This is a genomic window from Flavobacterium tyrosinilyticum (assembly GCF_023656565.1).
GTDB classification, from domain to species: domain Bacteria; phylum Bacteroidota; class Bacteroidia; order Flavobacteriales; family Flavobacteriaceae; genus Flavobacterium; species Flavobacterium tyrosinilyticum.
Genome location: NZ_JAMOKG010000001.1, coordinates 1282104 through 1300508, shown reverse-complemented (window position 1 = coordinate 1300508; position 18405 = coordinate 1282104). Strand labels below are relative to the sequence as shown.

At 35.1% G+C, this 18405-nt stretch carries 16 protein-coding genes; 6 read left to right on the top strand and 10 right to left on the bottom strand.

Features of this window, described 5'->3' with window-relative positions; genetic code table 11:
• Nucleotides 1-252: 252 nt before the first annotated feature.
• Genes NCC77_RS05740 through NCC77_RS05730 form a run of 3 tightly spaced genes read left to right on the top strand, consistent with a single transcriptional unit; the run spans nucleotide 253 to nucleotide 5954 of the window.
• On the top strand, nucleotides 253-1386 hold the full coding sequence (locus NCC77_RS05740; RefSeq protein WP_250834728.1) for an efflux RND transporter periplasmic adaptor subunit: 1134 nt from the start codon (nucleotides 253-255) through the stop codon (nucleotides 1384-1386).
• Between the two features lie 34 nt (nucleotides 1387-1420).
• The gene (locus NCC77_RS05735; RefSeq protein ID WP_250834727.1) at nucleotides 1421-4594 is read left to right on the top strand and encodes an efflux RND transporter permease subunit; all 3174 of its coding nucleotides are present in this window, start codon (nucleotides 1421-1423) and stop codon (nucleotides 4592-4594) included.
• The gene (locus tag NCC77_RS05730) at nucleotides 4587-5954 is read left to right on the top strand and encodes an efflux transporter outer membrane subunit (RefSeq protein WP_250834726.1); all 1368 of its coding nucleotides are present in this window, start codon (nucleotides 4587-4589) and stop codon (nucleotides 5952-5954) included. The genes NCC77_RS05735 and NCC77_RS05730 overlap by 8 nt, the downstream gene beginning before the upstream one ends.
• A 159-nt stretch (nucleotides 5955-6113) precedes the next feature.
• On the opposite strand, the gene NCC77_RS05725 is transcribed toward NCC77_RS05730, so the two are convergent.
• The 8 genes from NCC77_RS05725 to NCC77_RS05690 all read right to left on the bottom strand — a co-directional run bounded on the left by NCC77_RS05725 (nucleotide 6114) and on the right by NCC77_RS05690 (nucleotide 13707).
• A complete protein-coding gene (locus NCC77_RS05725; RefSeq protein WP_111284876.1) occupies nucleotides 6114-6524 on the bottom strand; it encodes a BrxA/BrxB family bacilliredoxin in 411 nt (136 codons plus the stop codon).
• Between the two features lie 97 nt (nucleotides 6525-6621).
• Complete coding sequence (locus tag NCC77_RS05720; protein WP_250834725.1) at nucleotides 6622-7098, bottom strand: ArsR/SmtB family transcription factor; 477 nt, start codon at nucleotides 7096-7098, stop codon at nucleotides 6622-6624.
• 220 nt (nucleotides 7099-7318) lie between these two features.
• Nucleotides 7319-8116, bottom strand: coding sequence for a tetratricopeptide repeat protein (locus NCC77_RS05715; protein ID WP_250834724.1), 798 nt, complete (start codon nucleotides 8114-8116; stop codon nucleotides 7319-7321).
• A gap of 9 nt (nucleotides 8117-8125) precedes the next feature.
• The gene (locus tag NCC77_RS05710; protein WP_250834723.1) at nucleotides 8126-9301 is read right to left on the bottom strand and encodes a lycopene cyclase family protein; all 1176 of its coding nucleotides are present in this window, start codon (nucleotides 9299-9301) and stop codon (nucleotides 8126-8128) included.
• 18 nt (nucleotides 9302-9319) lie between these two features.
• Nucleotides 9320-9784 (bottom strand): thioredoxin family protein, encoded by a 465-nt coding sequence (locus NCC77_RS05705; protein WP_250834722.1) that lies wholly within the window; start codon nucleotides 9782-9784, stop codon nucleotides 9320-9322.
• A gap of 183 nt (nucleotides 9785-9967) precedes the next feature.
• Nucleotides 9968-12220: a TonB-dependent receptor gene (locus NCC77_RS05700; RefSeq protein ID WP_250834721.1), complete on the bottom strand. Its 2253-nt coding sequence runs from the start codon at nucleotides 12218-12220 to the stop codon at nucleotides 9968-9970.
• Nucleotides 12221-12437: 217 nt separating this feature from the next.
• Nucleotides 12438-13343 carry an NAD(P)/FAD-dependent oxidoreductase gene (locus tag NCC77_RS05695; RefSeq protein WP_250834720.1) on the bottom strand — a complete coding sequence of 302 codons (906 nt, stop codon included), beginning with the start codon at nucleotides 13341-13343 and terminating at the stop codon, nucleotides 12438-12440.
• 10 nt (nucleotides 13344-13353) lie between these two features.
• Complete coding sequence (locus NCC77_RS05690; RefSeq protein WP_095930228.1) at nucleotides 13354-13707, bottom strand: MerC domain-containing protein; 354 nt, start codon at nucleotides 13705-13707, stop codon at nucleotides 13354-13356.
• Nucleotides 13708-13800: 93 nt separating this feature from the next.
• On the opposite strand from NCC77_RS05690, the gene NCC77_RS05685 reads away from it, so the two are divergent.
• The 3 genes from NCC77_RS05685 (at nucleotide 13801) to NCC77_RS05675 (ending at nucleotide 16893) form a co-directional block, all read left to right on the top strand.
• Nucleotides 13801-14193, top strand: a complete 393-nt coding sequence (locus tag NCC77_RS05685) for a Fur family transcriptional regulator (protein ID WP_177211585.1) — start codon at nucleotides 13801-13803, stop codon at nucleotides 14191-14193.
• 74 nt (nucleotides 14194-14267) lie between these two features.
• The gene (locus tag NCC77_RS05680; RefSeq protein ID WP_250834719.1) at nucleotides 14268-16136 is read left to right on the top strand and encodes an Nramp family divalent metal transporter; all 1869 of its coding nucleotides are present in this window, start codon (nucleotides 14268-14270) and stop codon (nucleotides 16134-16136) included.
• Nucleotides 16137-16239: 103 nt separating this feature from the next.
• Entirely contained in the window at nucleotides 16240-16893 is a 654-nt protein-coding gene (locus NCC77_RS05675) for a metal-dependent transcriptional regulator (RefSeq protein ID WP_250834718.1), read from the top strand.
• 155 nt (nucleotides 16894-17048) lie between these two features.
• Here NCC77_RS05675 and NCC77_RS05670 read toward each other — a convergent pair whose 3' ends face one another.
• Entirely contained in the window at nucleotides 17049-17447 is a 399-nt protein-coding gene (locus NCC77_RS05670; RefSeq protein WP_250834717.1) for a hypothetical protein, read from the bottom strand.
• A gap of 170 nt (nucleotides 17448-17617) precedes the next feature.
• On the bottom strand, nucleotides 17618-18400 hold the full coding sequence (locus NCC77_RS05665; protein ID WP_250834716.1) for an enoyl-CoA hydratase/isomerase family protein: 783 nt from the start codon (nucleotides 18398-18400) through the stop codon (nucleotides 17618-17620).
• Between the last annotated feature and the right edge of the window lie 5 nt (nucleotides 18401-18405).

The following is an 18405-nucleotide window of genomic DNA, read 5'->3' as shown; positions in this document are numbered from 1 at the left end:
AAAGTTTTTGAATTATTATTACTTGTTCATTGAATAATCTATTCTTACAAAAATGCCGTTTGTCGGCAATAAATGCCGTTTCATCCGACTTTCCATTACCAACTGATAAACAGATAGATGTAATTTTAACTAAAATTAACAAAATTCGCACAATATTTAACCACCTAAACAAAAAAACGCTAACTTAGCTAATGCACTTTACTGGTTTTTAATTAGTTGTATTTAATGAATTTTATCTAAAAGAATTTAACAATGAACAAAATCTACTCCTCAGCAATCTTACTAAGTCTTTTGATGCTTTCTTGCAAAAAAGAAACACCACCAAGTCCTAAGCCACTTGAAATACCAATTGTTCAGGTTCTACAGCAAGATGTAAAACTGGAATCAGAATTTACAGGCCAAACTTATGGACAATCTGACATTCAAATTAACCCACGGGTGGATGGTGTTATCCAAAGTCTTAATTTCAAAGAAGGTGGTTTAGTCACCAAAGGACAGTTATTATATACTATTGATCCTCTTCCATTTCAGACTAAAGTAAGTGAAGCAGAAGGAAAATTGGCTGAAATGCAGGCCAGATTAGCTAAAACCAAATCTGATTACGAGATGATGGAACCATTGGCCAAAATGAATGCCATCAGTCAAAGAGAGTTTATAGGAGCCAAAGCAGCTTATAATGCTTCCAAAGCATCAATTGATGCAGCATCTGCCAATGTGAAAAATGCAAAAATAGAATTGAGTTATTCTAATATTACAGCACCAATTTCCGGATTAATTGGAATATCAAAAGTTAGAGTTGGTGATTATGTTCGCCCAGGCCCAGCTTCTGTTTTAAATACAGTTTCTGATTTAGGTGATGTTAGAGTTCGATTTACTATGAGCGAACAAGAATTTCTTCGAATTTTCAGAGAAATGTCACAGAAAAATTCGCAACTAAGAGGAGAAGCAAAATCAATTTCTATTTTACTATCAGATGGTACACCATATCCTGAAACAGGAAAAATAAGTTTTGCAGACAGACAAATTGATCCCGCGACAGGCGCTGTAACTTTTGAAGCCGCATTTGCAAATCCACAGCAGTTGATTCGTCCAGGGCAATATGTAAAAATTCATGTTGTTACTGATATTTATAAAAATGCATTAATTATACCTCAACGTTCTGTTATTGAAATGCAAGGAATTACTCAAGTTTATGTTTTGGGCGCAAACAATAAGGTTGAAATGAAAGAAGTAAAACTGGGTCCAGCATTCAAAGACTCCTATATCGTTATTGATGGATTAGCAGCCAATGACAAAATTGCGCTCGGAGGAACCTCACAATTAAAAAGTGGCAATGTTGTAACGCCTCAAATTAAAGAATGGACTCCAGGAAAAGCAATTAATTAATTCTGTACTAACTAAATAATTTAGAAACATCATTATGGGAGAATTTTTTGTTAGACGACCAATTGTTGCCATGGTAATCAGTATTATTATTATTATACTCGGATTACTGGCTTTACAGAAAACACCTGTAGCTCAATATCCAGATATTGTTCCGCCTTTAGTAAAAATTACTACTTCTTTTACAGGAGCAAATGCCATAAATGTAGAACAGGCTGTTGCTACACCAATCGAACAGAAAGTAAATGGTGTAGAAAACATGCTATACATGAAATCCATCAATACTTCTGACGGAGCACTTACTGTCGAAGTAACTTTTGATGTTGGTACAGATTTGGATAATGCCAACATGCTTACCCAAAATAAGGAAAAGCAGGCCGAACCATTTTTACCTCAGAGTGTTAAACAACAGGGGGTTTCTATTAAAAAATCACTATCCTTTCCGATGATGATTTTTACCATAACATCATCAGATCCTAAATATGATGGCGTATTTTTAAACAACTATGCATATATCAACGTTATTGACGCTCTTGCCAGAATTAAAGGTGTTGGAGACTGTATCCTATTTGCTGGAAGCGAATATTCAATGAGAATTTGGCTTCAGCCAGGAAAAATGAGCAGTTTGGGAATTACAGTTGACGAGGTTAAAAAAGCACTAAACGATCAGAATATGATCACGCCTGGGGGAAAATTTGGTGCAGAGCCTGCTCCTCTTGGTACTGATTTTACTTATAGTGTAACCCTTCAGGATCGACTTGTAACTCAAAAACAATTCTCAGAAATTATAGTAAAAAGCAAAGAAGACGGAGCAAAAGTACTTCTTAGCGATATAGCCAGAATTGAACTTGGCACCGAAAATTACAGTTCAACTGCCCGAAGAAATGGAAAACCTAGTGCTGCAATCGGAATATTCCAAATGCCGGGAAGTAATGCTTTAGATGTTGCCGCAAAAGCGAAGGAAGCTATGGAGGAAATATCCAAAAGATTCCCTGAAAATATTGAATATCAAGTTTCTTTAGATACAACAACAGCAATTACTGCTGGGGTTGAAGATATTATTCACACGCTTTTTGAAGCTATCTTATTAGTGATACTTGTGGTATTTATCTTCCTTCAAAACTGGCGAGCTACACTTATTCCATTGATTACCGTTCCAGTATCATTAATTGGTACTATTGCCGTTTTTCCAATGCTAGGATTTTCAATCAATACACTTTCGCTTCTAGGATTGGTATTGGCAATTGGTATTGTGGTCGACGATGCTATTGTGGTTGTAGAAGCTGTTGTACATCATATAGAACATGGTAAAACGCCAAAGGAAGCAACTATTCAAGCCATGCGGGAAGTATCTGGACCAGTAATCGCTATTGCCTTAATTTTGATTGCAGTATTCGTTCCCGTAGCAATGACTCCCGGAATTACTGGTCGTTTTTACCAGCAATTTGCCATAACCATTGCCGTCTCGGTCGCATTCTCTGCGTTTAGTGCCTTATCACTAAGTCCGGCGCTCTGTGCAATGCTCTTAAAACCAACTAAACCTGTAGAAGAACAAACAGGTTGGCTCGCTAAATTTTTTGCTGGTTTTAATAGAATCTTCGAAAATGTTACAGGCAGATATATTAATGGGGCAACATTCTTTGCAAAAAAATCTTTACGAATTATTATTTTATTAGTCGTCGTTTTAGGTGCTGTTGTTTTATTAGGAAAGAAAGTGCCTTTGGGCTTTATTCCTGAAGAAGATCAGGGCTATATATTGGTAAATATAAGCACTCCTCCTGCTTCATCTTTACAGCGAACTGATGAAGTAACAAGAAAGATAGAATCTATTTTATCAAAAGAAGAAACACTCGATTGTTATACAACAATTAACGGGTACAGTTTACTAACAAGTTCCTATTTACCAGCAAATGGTTTTATATTTATAGCATTAAAACCTTGGGAAGAAAGAACACATACGGCAAAACAAATAGCAGATAAACTCAATGCCCAGTTTGCGACAAAAATTACCAATGCTACAGTGATGGCTTTTGGTCCACCAGCAATTCAAGGATTAGGAGCATCTGCAGGATTCAGTATGATGTTGCAGGACAGGGGTGGAAATACACCTCAATATCTGGCACAACAAACTCAGGCTTTTATAGCTGAAGCTCAAAAACGTCCTGAAATAAAAAGAATTTACACCACTTATAACGCAGGAACTCCTCAAATCAAATTAGAAATTGACAACGACAAAGCAATGAAATTAGGCGTGCCTGTTTCAAAAGTCACCGAAGTATTAGGTACTTTTTTAGGAGGAACTTATGTAAATGATTTCAACCGTTTTGGTCGCCAATACAAAGTTTATTTGCAGGGCGAAGCTGTTGATCGTGTTAAACCAGAAAATCTAAATTTAATTTATGTAAAAAATGACAAAGGTGATATGTTACCAATATCTACTTTAGTTACGGCTACAAAAGTATCTGGGCCTGACTTTACCAATCGTCTTAATCTATTTAGATCTGCAGAAATTGGAGGCGCTCCAAACGATGGTTATAGTAGCGCGCAAGCATTAGATGCCTTAGAAGAAGTTGCAAAAACAACACTACCATCGGATATGAGTTATGATTATATTAACTTATCTTATCAGGAGAAACATTCTCCTGGGGGAGGTACAGTATTTGCTATGGCATTAGTCTTTGTGTTTTTAATTCTGGCCGCACAATACGAAAGCTGGAAATTACCTTTTAGTGTACTTTTAGGAGCTCCATTCGCTGTATTTGGAGCATTTTTAGGATTATTTTTGGCAAGATTTGCAAGTGATGCTTATGTCAATAACGTTTTTGCGCAAATTGGGCTCGTTTTGCTTATCGGACTCGTTGCAAAAAATGCTATCCTTATTGTCGAGTTTGCCAAAGAAGAATATGAGAAAGGAAAACCTCTTTACGAATCTGCAATGGTTGCGGCGAGACTTCGTTTTCGACCAATCCTGATGACTGCCTTTGCTTTCATCCTTGGAGTAGTTCCGTTACTGACCGCTACAGGTGCGGGTTCACAAGCTCGTATTGTAATGGGAATGGCCGTGTTTAGCGGCATGTTGATCGCCACCGTTTTGGGTGTGTTAATTGTACCAGGTCTATTTGTTATGATTGAAAAAATTGGACATAAGAAAGAAGAAACAATCACAACAGGAGAAAACAATGTAGAATCAAATACTACAGACCATGAGTAAGAAATATAAGATAATCGTTATTGTATTGGTTCTTTCCTTATTTCCTGTAGGATGTATGGTCGGACCAAAATATAAAAAACCTGAGCAGTTAAAATCAGATTCTTATAGAAACGAAAGAAATTTAGACAGTGTCGCTTCGGTAACCAATTTAAAATGGTTTGATCTGTTTAATGATGATGTTTTAAAAGGTCTTATACAAAAAGGTCTTGAGAATAATTACGATTTAAAAATTGCGGTTTCGAGAATTGAGCAGTTTCGTGCTGAATTGGGTTATACTAAAGCCGATTTATTTCCGTCTTTTCAATATGGAACTACTATAAACAGCAACAAGAAATATATTACTCCATCTACAGCCGGTGCTAGCATGTCTTGGGAACTTGATTTCTGGGGAAAATATCGTCATGAAAACAATGCTGTTAAAAATGAACTTCTTGCCACAGAGGAAGCTCGTAAAGTAATATTGTCTGATATTGTTGCCAATATTGCAATAGCGTACTTTCAGATGCGAAATTTTGATGATCAGCTGGAAATAACCAAACATACCCTTGAAACAAGAGAGAAGTACTATCAGATTATAACCGAAAGATTCGAAAAAGGCTACATCTCTGAAGTAGACAAAGTGCAGATTGAACAGCAGGTTGCCATTGCCGAAGCTGCAATTCCTAACATTGAAAGACAAATAACCTATCAAGAAAATGCAATTGCGTTGCTTACCGGTCAGCTTCCTTCTGAAATTCCTAGAGGGAAAAGCAATACCGAGTTGCAAATCGTCAGTAAAATTCCATTGTCAATTCCGTCTGCCTTATTAGAAAACAGACCCGATGTCAAAGCAGCCGAATTAAGATATGCAGCAGCAAACGAAAGAATTGGCGTAGCTCAAGCCATGCGTTTTCCGTCTATTAATCTTGCGGCCATTGCAGGATTTGCCAGTGCCGATTTGAGCAATCTGTTTCTAGGAAGTTCGTATATGCAAAATGCTTCTGGTGGAATTGCAGGACCAATATTTGCCTTCGGAAAAAACAAAAGAAGAGTTGAAATAAACAGACAACAAGCAGAACAGTTTAAGTTTCTTTATCAACAAACCTATATCGGTGCCGTTTCTGAAGTAGAACAATCGATACAAAATGTTAGAACTTATCAAGAAGAATGGAAAGCCCGCAACAGACAAGTTCAGGCAGCTTTAATAAACTTTAAACTATCTCGCGAAAGATATGACAGCGGTTACGTTTCTTACTTAGAAGTTTTAGATGTAGAAACCAATCTTTTCAACGCACAGTTAAGTCTAGCACAATTATCTGAAAGACAATTAAGCTCCATGGTTGAATTGTACAAAGCACTTGGAGGAGGGTGGAATCTCTAAGTTGCTAAGATTCTGAGATACTAAGATTCTAAGTTTTTTGAAGCGAGACGTATAAAAAAACAAAAAGCACTATTAAAATAGTGCTTTTTAGTTTTAAATCATTGTCACTTTAATCCTAAAATTAGTATCTCAGAATCTTAGCAACTTAGTATCTTAAAATTAACAAAACTCGTTAAACGCATCTTGCAAATTCTCAGCAATTAATTCAGCTGGACGTCCTTCGATGTGGTGACGCTCTAACATGTGAACCAATTCTCCGTTTTTGAACAAAGCCATAGATGGCGAAGATGGAGGAAATGGAAACATATGTTGTCTTGCAGCATCAACAGCTTCTTTGTCAACACCTGCAAAAACAGTAATTAAATGATCTGGTTTTTTAGCATTATCCAAACTCATTTTTGCTCCCGGACGTGCATTTCTTGCAGCACACCCGCAAACAGAGTTTACAACAACTAAAGTGGTACCTTCAGCTTTGATAGCATTCTCAACAGCTTCAGCACTATGTAAATCTTGAAAACCAGCTGCTGTTAATTCAGCTTCCATTGGTTTTACCATATCTAGTGGATACATATTCTTTTGTTTTAAATTGTACTTTTTGAACTGCAAAGTTACAAAGTTTACTCGCAACTAGTTAATTTGAAGTATAAAGTTTTGTTATAGTTTAATATTAAATTTTATATAGTATGTGTTCGCCCTCTTTACTCCAATTTTCGGCAATCCCTTCGGTTTCCTCTTTTGGCTTTTTATGCGGAAACTGATAATTATATTTCTTCAAATGACTATTCCTTCCTCTTACTTTATGCTTCGTAGTTAAAACTGTTTCTTTATTTTCTTCAGAAATTTCAATTGTCGAAAGATAACTGCTGCAATATTTTTTTAGGGCATTAATATTATCTACTCCAACAGAATAAATGGTCTTCTTGCCTTCATATTGTATCTGAACCAGATTTGCCTTTTTTAGCTCTAACAAATGCTTGGATATCGTGGATTGTGCCAATGGAATTAATTCAACTATTTCACCACAAGTCCTTTGATCTCTTTTCCAAAGAAGAGTCATAATCTGAACTCTTGTCGGATGCCCGAGGGCTTTACAAATTTCAGCTATTGCTTCCGTTTCTTCATCAAATTTTAGAGGCTTGGCCATTCTTATTAATTTACAAATTCTTTTATCGTTAATTGTCTATCATAACAGACATATTATGTCTTTAGACAATGAACAAATCTAGATAGAATGTAAATCTATAATTACCCTTGAAAGTTTTTACAATAAAACAATAAGACATTTTATTCTCACCAGCTTCTATTTATCCATAATAAAAACCACATTCTTGGGGCTATCAACTATTTTTTACGATTATAAAATACTACTTACCAAATTTCTTTTGATACGGATACATCTCATAAATAGTATTGTCTTCGTTTATCGAAAATCCTTTTGAGGCATCTTCTCTTGCTATGCCAACCAATGCGATAACTTCATCTCGAGATTTACCTTGCTTGAGCCAGCAAATCGCTTTAAAATATTTAGCATCTGAGAATTCTGGATATATTTTTAATGCTTTATCAAAAATAGCAATTGCTTCATCCCATTTTTTAAGTTCATACTTTGCAATTCCTTGATAGAAGTAAGCTGTAGGATGTTCTAATTGCTGTCTGTTTTTGTAAATATCGTTCACATAATCATCCAAAAGCTTTTCTGCTTTTTCGTATTCATTTAACTGAAGATAACATAGCGCTTTATAAAAATTAAAAGAATGGTCCATAACATAGCTATTTCCGTATAATTTTATAGCTTCATCAAAATCAACAATGGCCGCTTTGTAATCATGTGAAAAAATGCATTTCATAAAAGCGCGATAAGAAAGCCAGCGTTCTTTATCATAGAAAACTGCTTTATCTAAATATGGCATTCCAACTTCATACTTTTTACATTTAAAATACGGCATTGCTTTCTGTTGCCATAAATAGGCAATTGTACTGTCTTTTTTCAAGCCCTCGTTAATACAATTTTGCCATTCAGACATTTCAAAAACATAATTATGCTTATAAGCACAACTGTCGAGATATTGAGTAACAATCTCATCTTGCGCTTTGTTTTTAGACACTTGTCCAAACGATAAAAGAGTAAAAAATAAACTGAATCCTAGAATAATGTTTTTCAATGGTTACGTTTAGTTAGATTTATTTGAAAGAAAAATCACTCTAAATAACGCTTTAATAAATGGGATTTTTGGACACTTTAAAATAACTTTAACATCTTCAGAAAAACTTGTTTCTTCATCTAAAAATTTGAAAATCAGTTTTGGGTTTCCTTTTCGAAATAAGGAAGAGAAGATAGAACTTCCCAGTTCGTTATGACGATAGAGAATATCCAAAAGCAATAAATCGTAAAACCAAAACTTAGACTTTTTATGAAAGCTTTTCATTTCGAAATCTTTCTCTTGAATAAACTCCACCAAATCTGAAGATTTTTTATCTGCGTTTTTAAAAGTATAACCTGTACTGGCTTTTGTCCAGCCGCCAGCTGTGCCAATATTCAAAACCCGTTTGGTGTTTTTATTCCAAAAAGGATAGCAAGTCATTGGAATACTTCCCTCCTCTTTTTCGAGAATTTCGTAGTTTTCTGTTCCTAATTTTTTCAGATAAAGTTCAATTGCTTTTTCGTATTCTTCTTTCGGAAGGAGTTTTTCCGAAAATAAAGTATATTCAACCAAAGCCTCTGTTTTTGAAGTTGGCAAAACATACATAAATCTCGTATTTCCTTTTTGTTCAATAGAAAAATCCATGAAAGTGACTTCCTCTGCATTGAAAACTTCCTTTTTCGTTTTCACAAACCAACCCACAAAATGCTGTTGTAAAACGGGATATTTGTTTTGCCTTTCGGCGAAAGCCTTAGTATAAATGCTATTGAAAAGATAATTGCCAGTATATCGATTCTCTTCTGTTCCAACAAAAACGTGCGTTTCCAATTCGTTGATATCGGTCACTTTTTCGTTTAAAAAAGTAATATTGGATTGTTTTGAAATGGTTTTAAAAACAAAATCATAAAAATCTAAACCCTTAATTTTATTATATGAATAGGGTTTGAGATCCATATCACGTTTGAAATTTTCATTGGCAAATAAGGCCGAATACCATTTTTTTGAAATAACCGAATTCCAAACACTTTCTTCTTTCTCCCAAAAACACCAGGTTCTGTCATTGATTTTCTTCGAATTCTTATCGAGCAATAAAATTGACTTATCGGAGAATTTTCCAGACAAAACCATTTTATAAACCGTCATCAAAGATGCTAGTCCAGTTCCTGTAAAAATGTAGTCGAAATGTGGGATTTGTGAAGAATTCATTCTCAAAAATAAGAAAATTTACTTTTCCAGATTTTCTAATAGCACTTTAAAATCTTTTAGTGCCATATAATTGTTGTATTGAAAGATAATTTCATTCTTATCGTTCAAAACACATAAAATAGGATACGCTATTTGGTTGTTTATCGTTCCAAGCTCTAATGCCAATTCATGAACACCAACATTATTACCCGAAGGTTGAAATTTAAAATTGTGATTATTAAATCTAACATCTCGTTTTTCCTCTGCATTGAAATCAATAAAATAGAAATCGGAGTTTAGTTTTTCTATTATCTCTTGATTCTTGAAAGTTGTCGCTTTCATTCTTTGGCAAAACTGACACCAATCGGTATGGATGAAAACAATGATTTTTCGTTTCTGAATTTGTTGCAAGCTATCTATTTCTTCAAAAGTTCTGCTTTTTAATTGGCAGAATCCTGTTGAAGTTATCCCGAAGAAGAAAATAAATAGAAACAGTTTTTTCATTTTTTTGTTTTTTTAGCCACAGATTAAAATGATTAAAAAAGATTTTTATTCTCTAAGCTTTTTGATTAATTTTTGTCCCCTGAACGAAGTCGAAAGGCGTTCCAATTAGACGTGGGCTTCGACTTCGCTCAGCTTGACAAAAAGTATAATCCTCTTAATCTGTGTAATCTGTGGCCTATAAATTTACCTAAAAGTATATCGCAATCCCAAAAATCCGCGAATAGTTTGGTTCTGTCCGTAAACATAAGTCGTATCAAATGTCAAACCGTATGGATTATCTGGTGTTACTAATGCTTTTCCTGCCGAATCATATTGCACATTTTTATCGAAAGGATCATTCGTTCTTGAAATCAAAAACGGATTATTTTGTTTTGGTGTAAAGTTCAGCAAGTTTTTAATTCCTCCATAAACTTCAAAATCTTTCCATCCTGAATACGTAAACTGAATGTTCTGAATGCTATACCAAGGCGAATTTGGACTTCTTGGGTCGGTTTCGCTCAACAAAGGCAATTTCATCGGACTGTAAACATTTCCCGTATAATCCATGGATAAATTCCAAGGTTGAATTTTGTATGAAACACTCCAAGTTCCAGTGAAATTCTCAGTCAAAAAAGGCCTTTCCGAAATGCCGTTTTCGACATTTTTGTTGTCTAAAACCGTTGCTCCAACAATAAATTTTAATCCAGAAGGAAAATTAAGATCGACATTTGTACTGATTCCTTGGCTTATCGCATAACCATCAATATTGTCGTAGATAATTTCGTTTGGATTGGTTTCGTAATCTGAAATAATCTTATTACTGAATCTCGTATAGAAAGCAGTCGTTTCAATTCCCATAAACGTTCCGTTTCCGAAATTGATTTTCTGAATATAATTCAAATTGACATTTACAGATTGTTCTGGTTTCAAATCATTTTTGATAATAACATCTCTTGAGCCCGTCAACGCCGCATGATCTTCGGTAAACAAATTCACAACTCTAAAACCCGTTCCAGCATTTAATCTAAAAATGGTGTTTTCGCTTGCCTTAAATCTGTAAGCAAATCTTGGTGTAAAAATAGAGCCATGAATGGAGTTATAATCGTAACGCATTCCTAACAAAACCTGACTTTTTGGAGAAAAGGTAATTTCGTCTTGAACAAAAATTCCTGGAAGCCAAGTATTTTCAGCCTCTTTGGTTGCAGTCGTGTTATCGTCATAATAGGTATATCGGCTTGCGATTCCTGCTAATAAATCGTTTCGACCAATTTTTTTATCCCAAGTCAGCTGTAAAAATCCAATTTTCTGATTGGCAATATAAGATGTTGTCCCGTAACGGCTGTCCTGATAATGAACATTTCCAGAGAAGGAAAGCATCAATTTTTCTTCAAACGGCAATTGGTAACTTCCAATTAATTCAGCTCTTTTGGTGTAAATGCTTTCGCCGTAAATTTCATCGCCACCACGGTATTTTTTCTCCCAACGAATATCTCCGCCCCAACGATCTTCGTACATTCCGCGCGCTGCAATGGTAAATAATCGGTTATGATTTCGTTTAAAACTCCATTTATTAAAAACCGAAATACGTTCAGAAAGCGTAACATCGGTAAAATTATCTTTGTCTTTATCTATAACTTGATCGTAGTTGAAGTAATTAATTCCGATAAGCGAAGTTGCTTTTTTTCCAACATTAAATTTCGTTCCTAAATCGAGATTGCTTTCAAAATAAGAAGTTGTAAAATAATCAGCAGAAAAAGTTGGTGCATTCGTTGGATTTTTAGTGATAATATTAATCAAACCTCCAACCGCTTCGCTTCCGTAAAGAGAAGAAGCTGGACCTTTTACGATCTCGATTCGTTCCACCAAAGAATTCGGAATTCCAGACAAACCGTAAACTGTCGAAAGGCTGCTTACAATTGGCATTCCGTCTATCATAACCAAAGTGTACGGACCTTCCAATCCGTTTATATGAATGTCGCCTGTGTTACAAACGCCACAATTGAGTTGCGGGCGGACACCATTTATGTTCTGAAGCGCATCGTAAATACTAGGGGTTGGGTTTTTCTTGAAGAAAGTTGGCGAATATACCTCAACAGGAACGGCACTTTCTAATCGTTTTACAGGTTTTAAAGTTCCTGAAACTACCACTTCGTTCAATTCATTTTGATCTTCTTCTAATTCAAAATCCAAATTCAGATTTTCATTTTCTAAAACTGAAATTCTTTGCGTTATGGGTTTGAATCCTGTTGAGGTTACATTTATTTTATATGTCCCGCTAGGAATATTTTCTAATTTATAAAGTCCTAAAGAATCGGTTTGTGTTCTAAAGTTTGTATTTAATAAACGAATGGTAATTTCCTGACCAATAGGAATTATACTTTCTACTTTTCCAGAAATATTCTGAGAGAAAATGCTTTGTGTTGAAATTATTAATATTGTCAAAAATAAATATTTCATTGTTGTAAAATTAAATTTAGACAAAACTAAAAATTAAATTCGACAAACATTCATTCTTAAAACAAAAATTTCAAACTGATTGAGTTCAATCTGTTACATTTCCATTTTTAAGAATCGTAATTAATTTTATTTAATCTCGCAAAGACGCAGAGTCGCCAAGTTCTATAAAAAAAAGCTTTGCGACTCTGCGTCTTTGCGAGATAATTTTGCACATGTATTAAAAATCTTCGTCAATAAGTTCTTTATTAATTACCGCGCCAGCAAAAGAACCTGTAGAAACCGCAATGGCTACAGATCGCATTTGTGTTGTGCAATCTCCGCTAGCAAAAATTCCAGCAATATTTGTTTTCTGCATGCCATCTACTTTTAACAAACCTTGTTCGTTACTATCGCATCCCAAAGTTTCAGGAATTGGACAATGCTGTTCAAAAGGCGGCCTAGCATAAATAGCTTTTACCTCCACTTTTTCTCCGTTTTTAAAAATGATCCTTTTAATATAACCCTCATTATGCTCAAAAGAATCTATTTCTTCTTCGAAAATCTGAACACCATGATTTTTAAGAATTTGTGTTTGTTCTAAACTCAATTCCGATTTTCCGTTGGTGCATAATCTCAAGTCTTTTGTCCAATTGGAGATTAATTTAGCAAATTCAAATCCCATTTCTCCATTGGCTATAATCGCAGTTTTCTTGTTTTTAACTTCATAGCCGTGACAATACGGACAATGTAAAACCGAAATTCCCCAACAAGCTGCAAAACCTTCAATTTCAGGAAGCAGATCCTTAACTCCCGTCGCAAACAATACTTTTCTTGCTGTAAAGATTTCTCCAGATTCGGTTGTAATCTCGAAACCGCCTTCTGTTTTAAGTGCTTTTATCGCAAGTCCATTGTAAAATTGAACAGTTTTATAAATGTCGACTTGTAATTTGGCTTTCGCCGAAATAACTGCTGGCTTCTCGCCATCTTGAGTAATAAAATTATGAGAATGCGGTGTCTGTCTGTTGCAAGGCAAACCGCTGTCGATAACCAAAACCTGACGTAATGAACGTCCTAAACTCATTGCGGCAGATAATCCGCTGTAACTGCCACCAATGATAATCACTTCAAAATGCTTCTGTTCCATATTTCTATTTTTAATGATTTTGTTTTCTGTGTAATTTGTAATTGATTAAATGCCCGATGATCATTCCAATTCCTCCAAAATAAATCAGATCAAGATGAATTTCGAAAAAGAGTTCTGTCAAAATACTAATCCAAATCAACGCCATTGAAACAACCAAAATTGACGATACCAACAGAGCTGATTTTTTTATAATTTTGAGAATTGCAAATAATCCTATCGAAGCAAATAGCAAATCTATAATTGGGTTGTGACTCAATCCTAAAGGAAGAATCGTTAAAAGAGGAAAAATCAAACAATGCACCAGACAAATGGTCGCGCTCGAAATTCCTAAAATATCGTAAAAGGATGTGCTTATTTTCTTCATTATGTGTACTTTTGCTTAATGCAATTTTGTTGCAAATATATACAATTTTATCAATTGCAACATTGTTGCGTTTAAATTTTAATTTCGTAAAAAATGAAGACTACACGTAATACCGCAGCAAAGACGGCTGTTTTAGAGGTGTTTGAGAAATCTAAAACGGCTCTTTCGCATACCGAAATTCAGAAACAATTAAATGATTTATGCGATCGCGTTACCATTTACAGAATTTTGGATCGTTTGATTAATGAAGATGTAATTCATAAAATTTCGAATTTGGATGGAACGGTAAAGTATGCCAAATGCAATCATTCGCATCAGCGTGTACACATTCATAACCATGCTCACTTTAGTTGCGAGAATTGTCATGAGATTACTTGCCTTGAGACTGTAAAGCCGAGTTACATTATGCCGCACAATTATAAAGTAAACGAAATCAATTTTACGTTATCAGGATTATGTCCGAATTGTTTAAATTCTAACATTTAACTTTTAGACTCGTCTAAAAATATTGTTTCGCGAATATAATTTTTCTCTATATTTGTGAAAACAATACTTTTACAATGACCAAATCTTTAGAAGAAGTCCACGAATCGGTTTCTACAGAAAACAAAAAAAAAGGTTTTAGAAAAATTTTAGCCTTCTTAGGCCCTGCATATTTAGTAAGTGTTGGCTACATGGATCCAGGAAACTGGGCGACTGACATTGCCGGCGGAAGCCAATTCGGATACACTTTGGTTTGGGTTTTATTAATGAGCAATTTAATGGCGTTGCTTTTACAGAGCTTAAGTGCGCGCCTCGGAATTGTAACACAGCGCGACCTCGCACAAGCCTCTCGAGAAACCTATTCCAAATACATCAATTACATTTTATATTTTCTTGCTGAAATTGCCATTGCAGCCTGCGATCTGGCAGAAGTGCTTGGAATGGCAATCGGAATTAATCTGCTTTTCGGAATTCCATTACTTGAAGCCGTTCTAATTACCGTTTTAGACACTTTTTTACTGCTTTTCCTGATTAATAAAGGAATTCGCAAGATGGAAGCCTTCATTATCGCTTTGGTTGCCATAATTGGATTTTCTTTTATTTTCGAAATGATTTTTGCAGAACCAGAAATGGGCAAAGTTTTACAAGGACTAATTCCCTCCATTCCAAATTCAGCTGCTTTATATATTGCAATCGGAATTATCGGTGCAACTGTAATGCCTCACAACCTTTACTTGCATTCGTCTTTAGTGCAAACAAGAAAATTTGATCGAACTCCTGCTGGAATCAAGCAAGCTTTAAAATATAACTTTATAGATTCTACTATCGCTTTAAATCTTGCTTTCTTTGTAAATGCAGCTATTTTAATTCTGGCAGCAGCCACTTTCCATAAAAACGGAATGTATGAAGTGGCTGAAATTCAAGACGCGCACAAATTTTTAGAACCACTACTGGGAACAAAATGGGCACCAGCTTTATTTGCTATTGCGCTAATTGCTGCCGGACAAAGTTCGACCGTAACAGGAACACTTGCAGGTCAAATCGTAATGGAAGGGTATCTGCATTTTAGAATTCAGCCTTGGGTACGAAGAATCATTACACGTTTAATCGCCATTATTCCTGCCGTAATCGTGATTTTGATTTATGGAGAAAGCGTGACCGGAAAACTGTTAATCCTTAGTCAGGTCATTTTGAGTTTGCAATTGGGTTTTGCTATTATTCCGCTTATCCATTTTGTGAGTGATAAATCGAAAATGAATGGTTTTCATATTTCTAGAACGACTCAGGTTGTTTCATGGATTATTGCGACGATCATTGTTTCTCTAAACGCGAAATTGGTTTATGACGAAATTACTTCGTGGTTAGCAAGCTCCAATCACCCAATGGTTCTTTGGTTTACGGTTGTTCCATTAGCTATCGCATTCTCCGTTTTATTGCTGTACATTGTTTTCAAACCATTTATTGCCAAATTCAAATCAAAAGCAATAAATCATTCACCGCACAATTTAAAATTGAAGTTTTCGCCAAGAGAAAGCCAAAGCATCAAAAACATTGCAGTCTCTGTAGATTTCTCACATGCCGATGAAGCTGCCTTAAACAAAGCCTTCGAATTGGGTGGCATTGACACAGAATATACCCTCATTCACATTGTAGAAACGGTCGGAGCCTTAATGTATGGCGTTCATGTTCACGATCACGAAACCACAATCGATGAGAAATTATTGCTGAAATACAAGGACATGCTTTCAGACAAAGGATTCAAGATCAAAACAGAACTTGGTTTTGGAAAACCAAACAAAATAATTCCGAAAATTATAAACGAAGGAAATTTTGACATTCTAGTCATGGGAACCCACGGCCACACTGGATTGAAAGATATTCTTTTTGGCACAACAGTAGACAAATTGAGACATAAAATTTCAATACCTTTGTTGATTGTTAAATAAAGTTTCTAAGATGCTAAGCTGCTAAGATTCTAAGGTTTTTATTAAAAAGCCTGAAAAGAAAACTTAGAACCTCAGCATCTTAGAAACTTAGAAGCTTAAAAAAATGACCTTTTCAGAAGAAAATTACCTTAAATCGATCTATCACTTGACAGCGGCATTAGAAACCGAAGTGAGCACAAATGCTATTGCGGAAATTATGGAAACGAAAGCTTCCTCTGTAACCGATATGCTTAAAAAACTGGCTGAGAAAGATTTAGTAAATTATAAAAAATACCAAGGGGTTTCTTTAACCGAAAACGGAAAACTGGCTGCTAAAATGATTGTGAGAAAACATCGTCTTTGGGAAGTGTTTTTGGTGGAAAAACTAAACTTTAGCTGGGATGAAGTCCACGATATTGCAGAACAGTTGGAACACATCAAATCGGAACAATTGATTAATCGTCTGGATGATTTTCTTGGAAATCCAACCGAAGATCCGCATGGAGATCCAATTCCAGACGCGAATGGAAGAATTATCAAAATCGAAAAACAGCTTTTATCAGAGCTTGAAGAGAATCAAACCGGAGTTTGTGTTGGCGTAAAAGATACTTCTTCAGAATTTTTAAAATATCTAGACAAACAAGGAATTGCTTTAGGGTCTAAAATCGAATTCCTTTCTAAAGAATCTTTCGATTTATCGGTTAAAATTAAAGTAAATGGTACCGAATTATCGATTTCAAATAAAATTGCTTCTAATTTGTTTGTGAAGCTGGTTTAATTCTTATTTCGCAGAGATTCACAAAGAAGTTTCACAGAGATACGCTAAGAGTTTGAACAAGGTTTTTTCTGTCAGGCTGAGCGAAGTCGAAGCACCGCAAAGCGATTCAGCAAACGTAGGCTTCCACTTCGCTCAGCCTGACAAATTAATTATTATTAAACAATTCCCTTTTCAATCATTTCCAGCATAACTGGCGAAGCATTTTTAAAAGTTGGTGCTTGTTCGATTATACTTCCAGCGTTCTTTTTATTTACTTTGAAAGTCACATCATCTTCAGTTGTAAATAAAAGTGCCGTCAAAAAAGGATTTTTAATGTGAGTGCCTAAAACTAGTAAGGCTTCATCTAAAGTATGAATGCTTTCTATTTCTTCTGTTTTATATCTAAAAGTCAGCGAAATTGAGAATGTATTATCTTCATTGAGAACCAATCGGAAATACACATTTTTGAGTTCTGTATCGCCCATGGTTTTTGCCAAAGTCAGTTTGGCGAAAGTTCCTTTTTGGATGCTTTCTTTAACTCGTTCACAAAAAAGGGCAAATATTGGTTCGTACATTTTTTTTTAAGTTGCTAAGGTTCTGAGATGCTAAGATTCTAAGTTTTCAAACTTTGTCTAGTGTTTTACCGCAAAGTTGCACAAAGACTTCGCAAAGTTACACAAAGATTTATATAATTTTTTTTCTTTGTGAATCTCTGCGAAGTCTTTGTGTAACTTTGTGAAATAACTTATTTTCCTGTAAATTCAGCTTTACGTTTTTCTAAGAATGCTGTGGTTCCTTCTTTAAAATCCTCGGTTCCAAAACATTCTCCAAATGATTTTATTTCCGTATCAAAACCATTTTTACCGTCTTTAAAGTTGGCATTAATCGCTTTGATTGCTTTTCCAATTGCAAATGGCGCATTTTTGATAATTTTCTGAGCGATTACGGTTGTAAATGACAACAGTTCTTCTTGAGGCACAACATGATTTACCAAACCGTAATCTTTTGCTTGTTCAGCAGTAATCATTGCAGCGGTCATAATCATTTCCATTGCACGGCCTTTTCCAACTAATTGCGGTAAACGCTGTGTTCCCCCATAACCAGGAATTAATCCTAAAGTTACTTCTGGAAGTCCCATTTTTGCATTATCCGAAGCAACTCTAAAATGACATGCCATTGCCAATTCTAATCCGCCACCAAGAGCAAAACCATTAACGGCTGCAATAACTGGCTTTTTAAGATTTTCGATGAAATCAAATAAAGACTCCTGTCCTTCTGCCGCTAATTGTGCGCCTTCAACAGTAGTATAATTTGCAAATTCCGAAATATCTGCTCCAGCAACAAAGGCTTTCTCTCCGCTTCCGGTTAAAATAATAACACGAACATCATCATTTTTAGATAATGATTGAATAGCATTACTCAGATCACTAATGGTTGCTTTGTTTAAAGCATTTAATTTAGTTGGTCTGTTAATAGTGATGGTAGCAACTTTTTCTACAATTGAAATTAAGATATTTTCGTAATCCATGACGC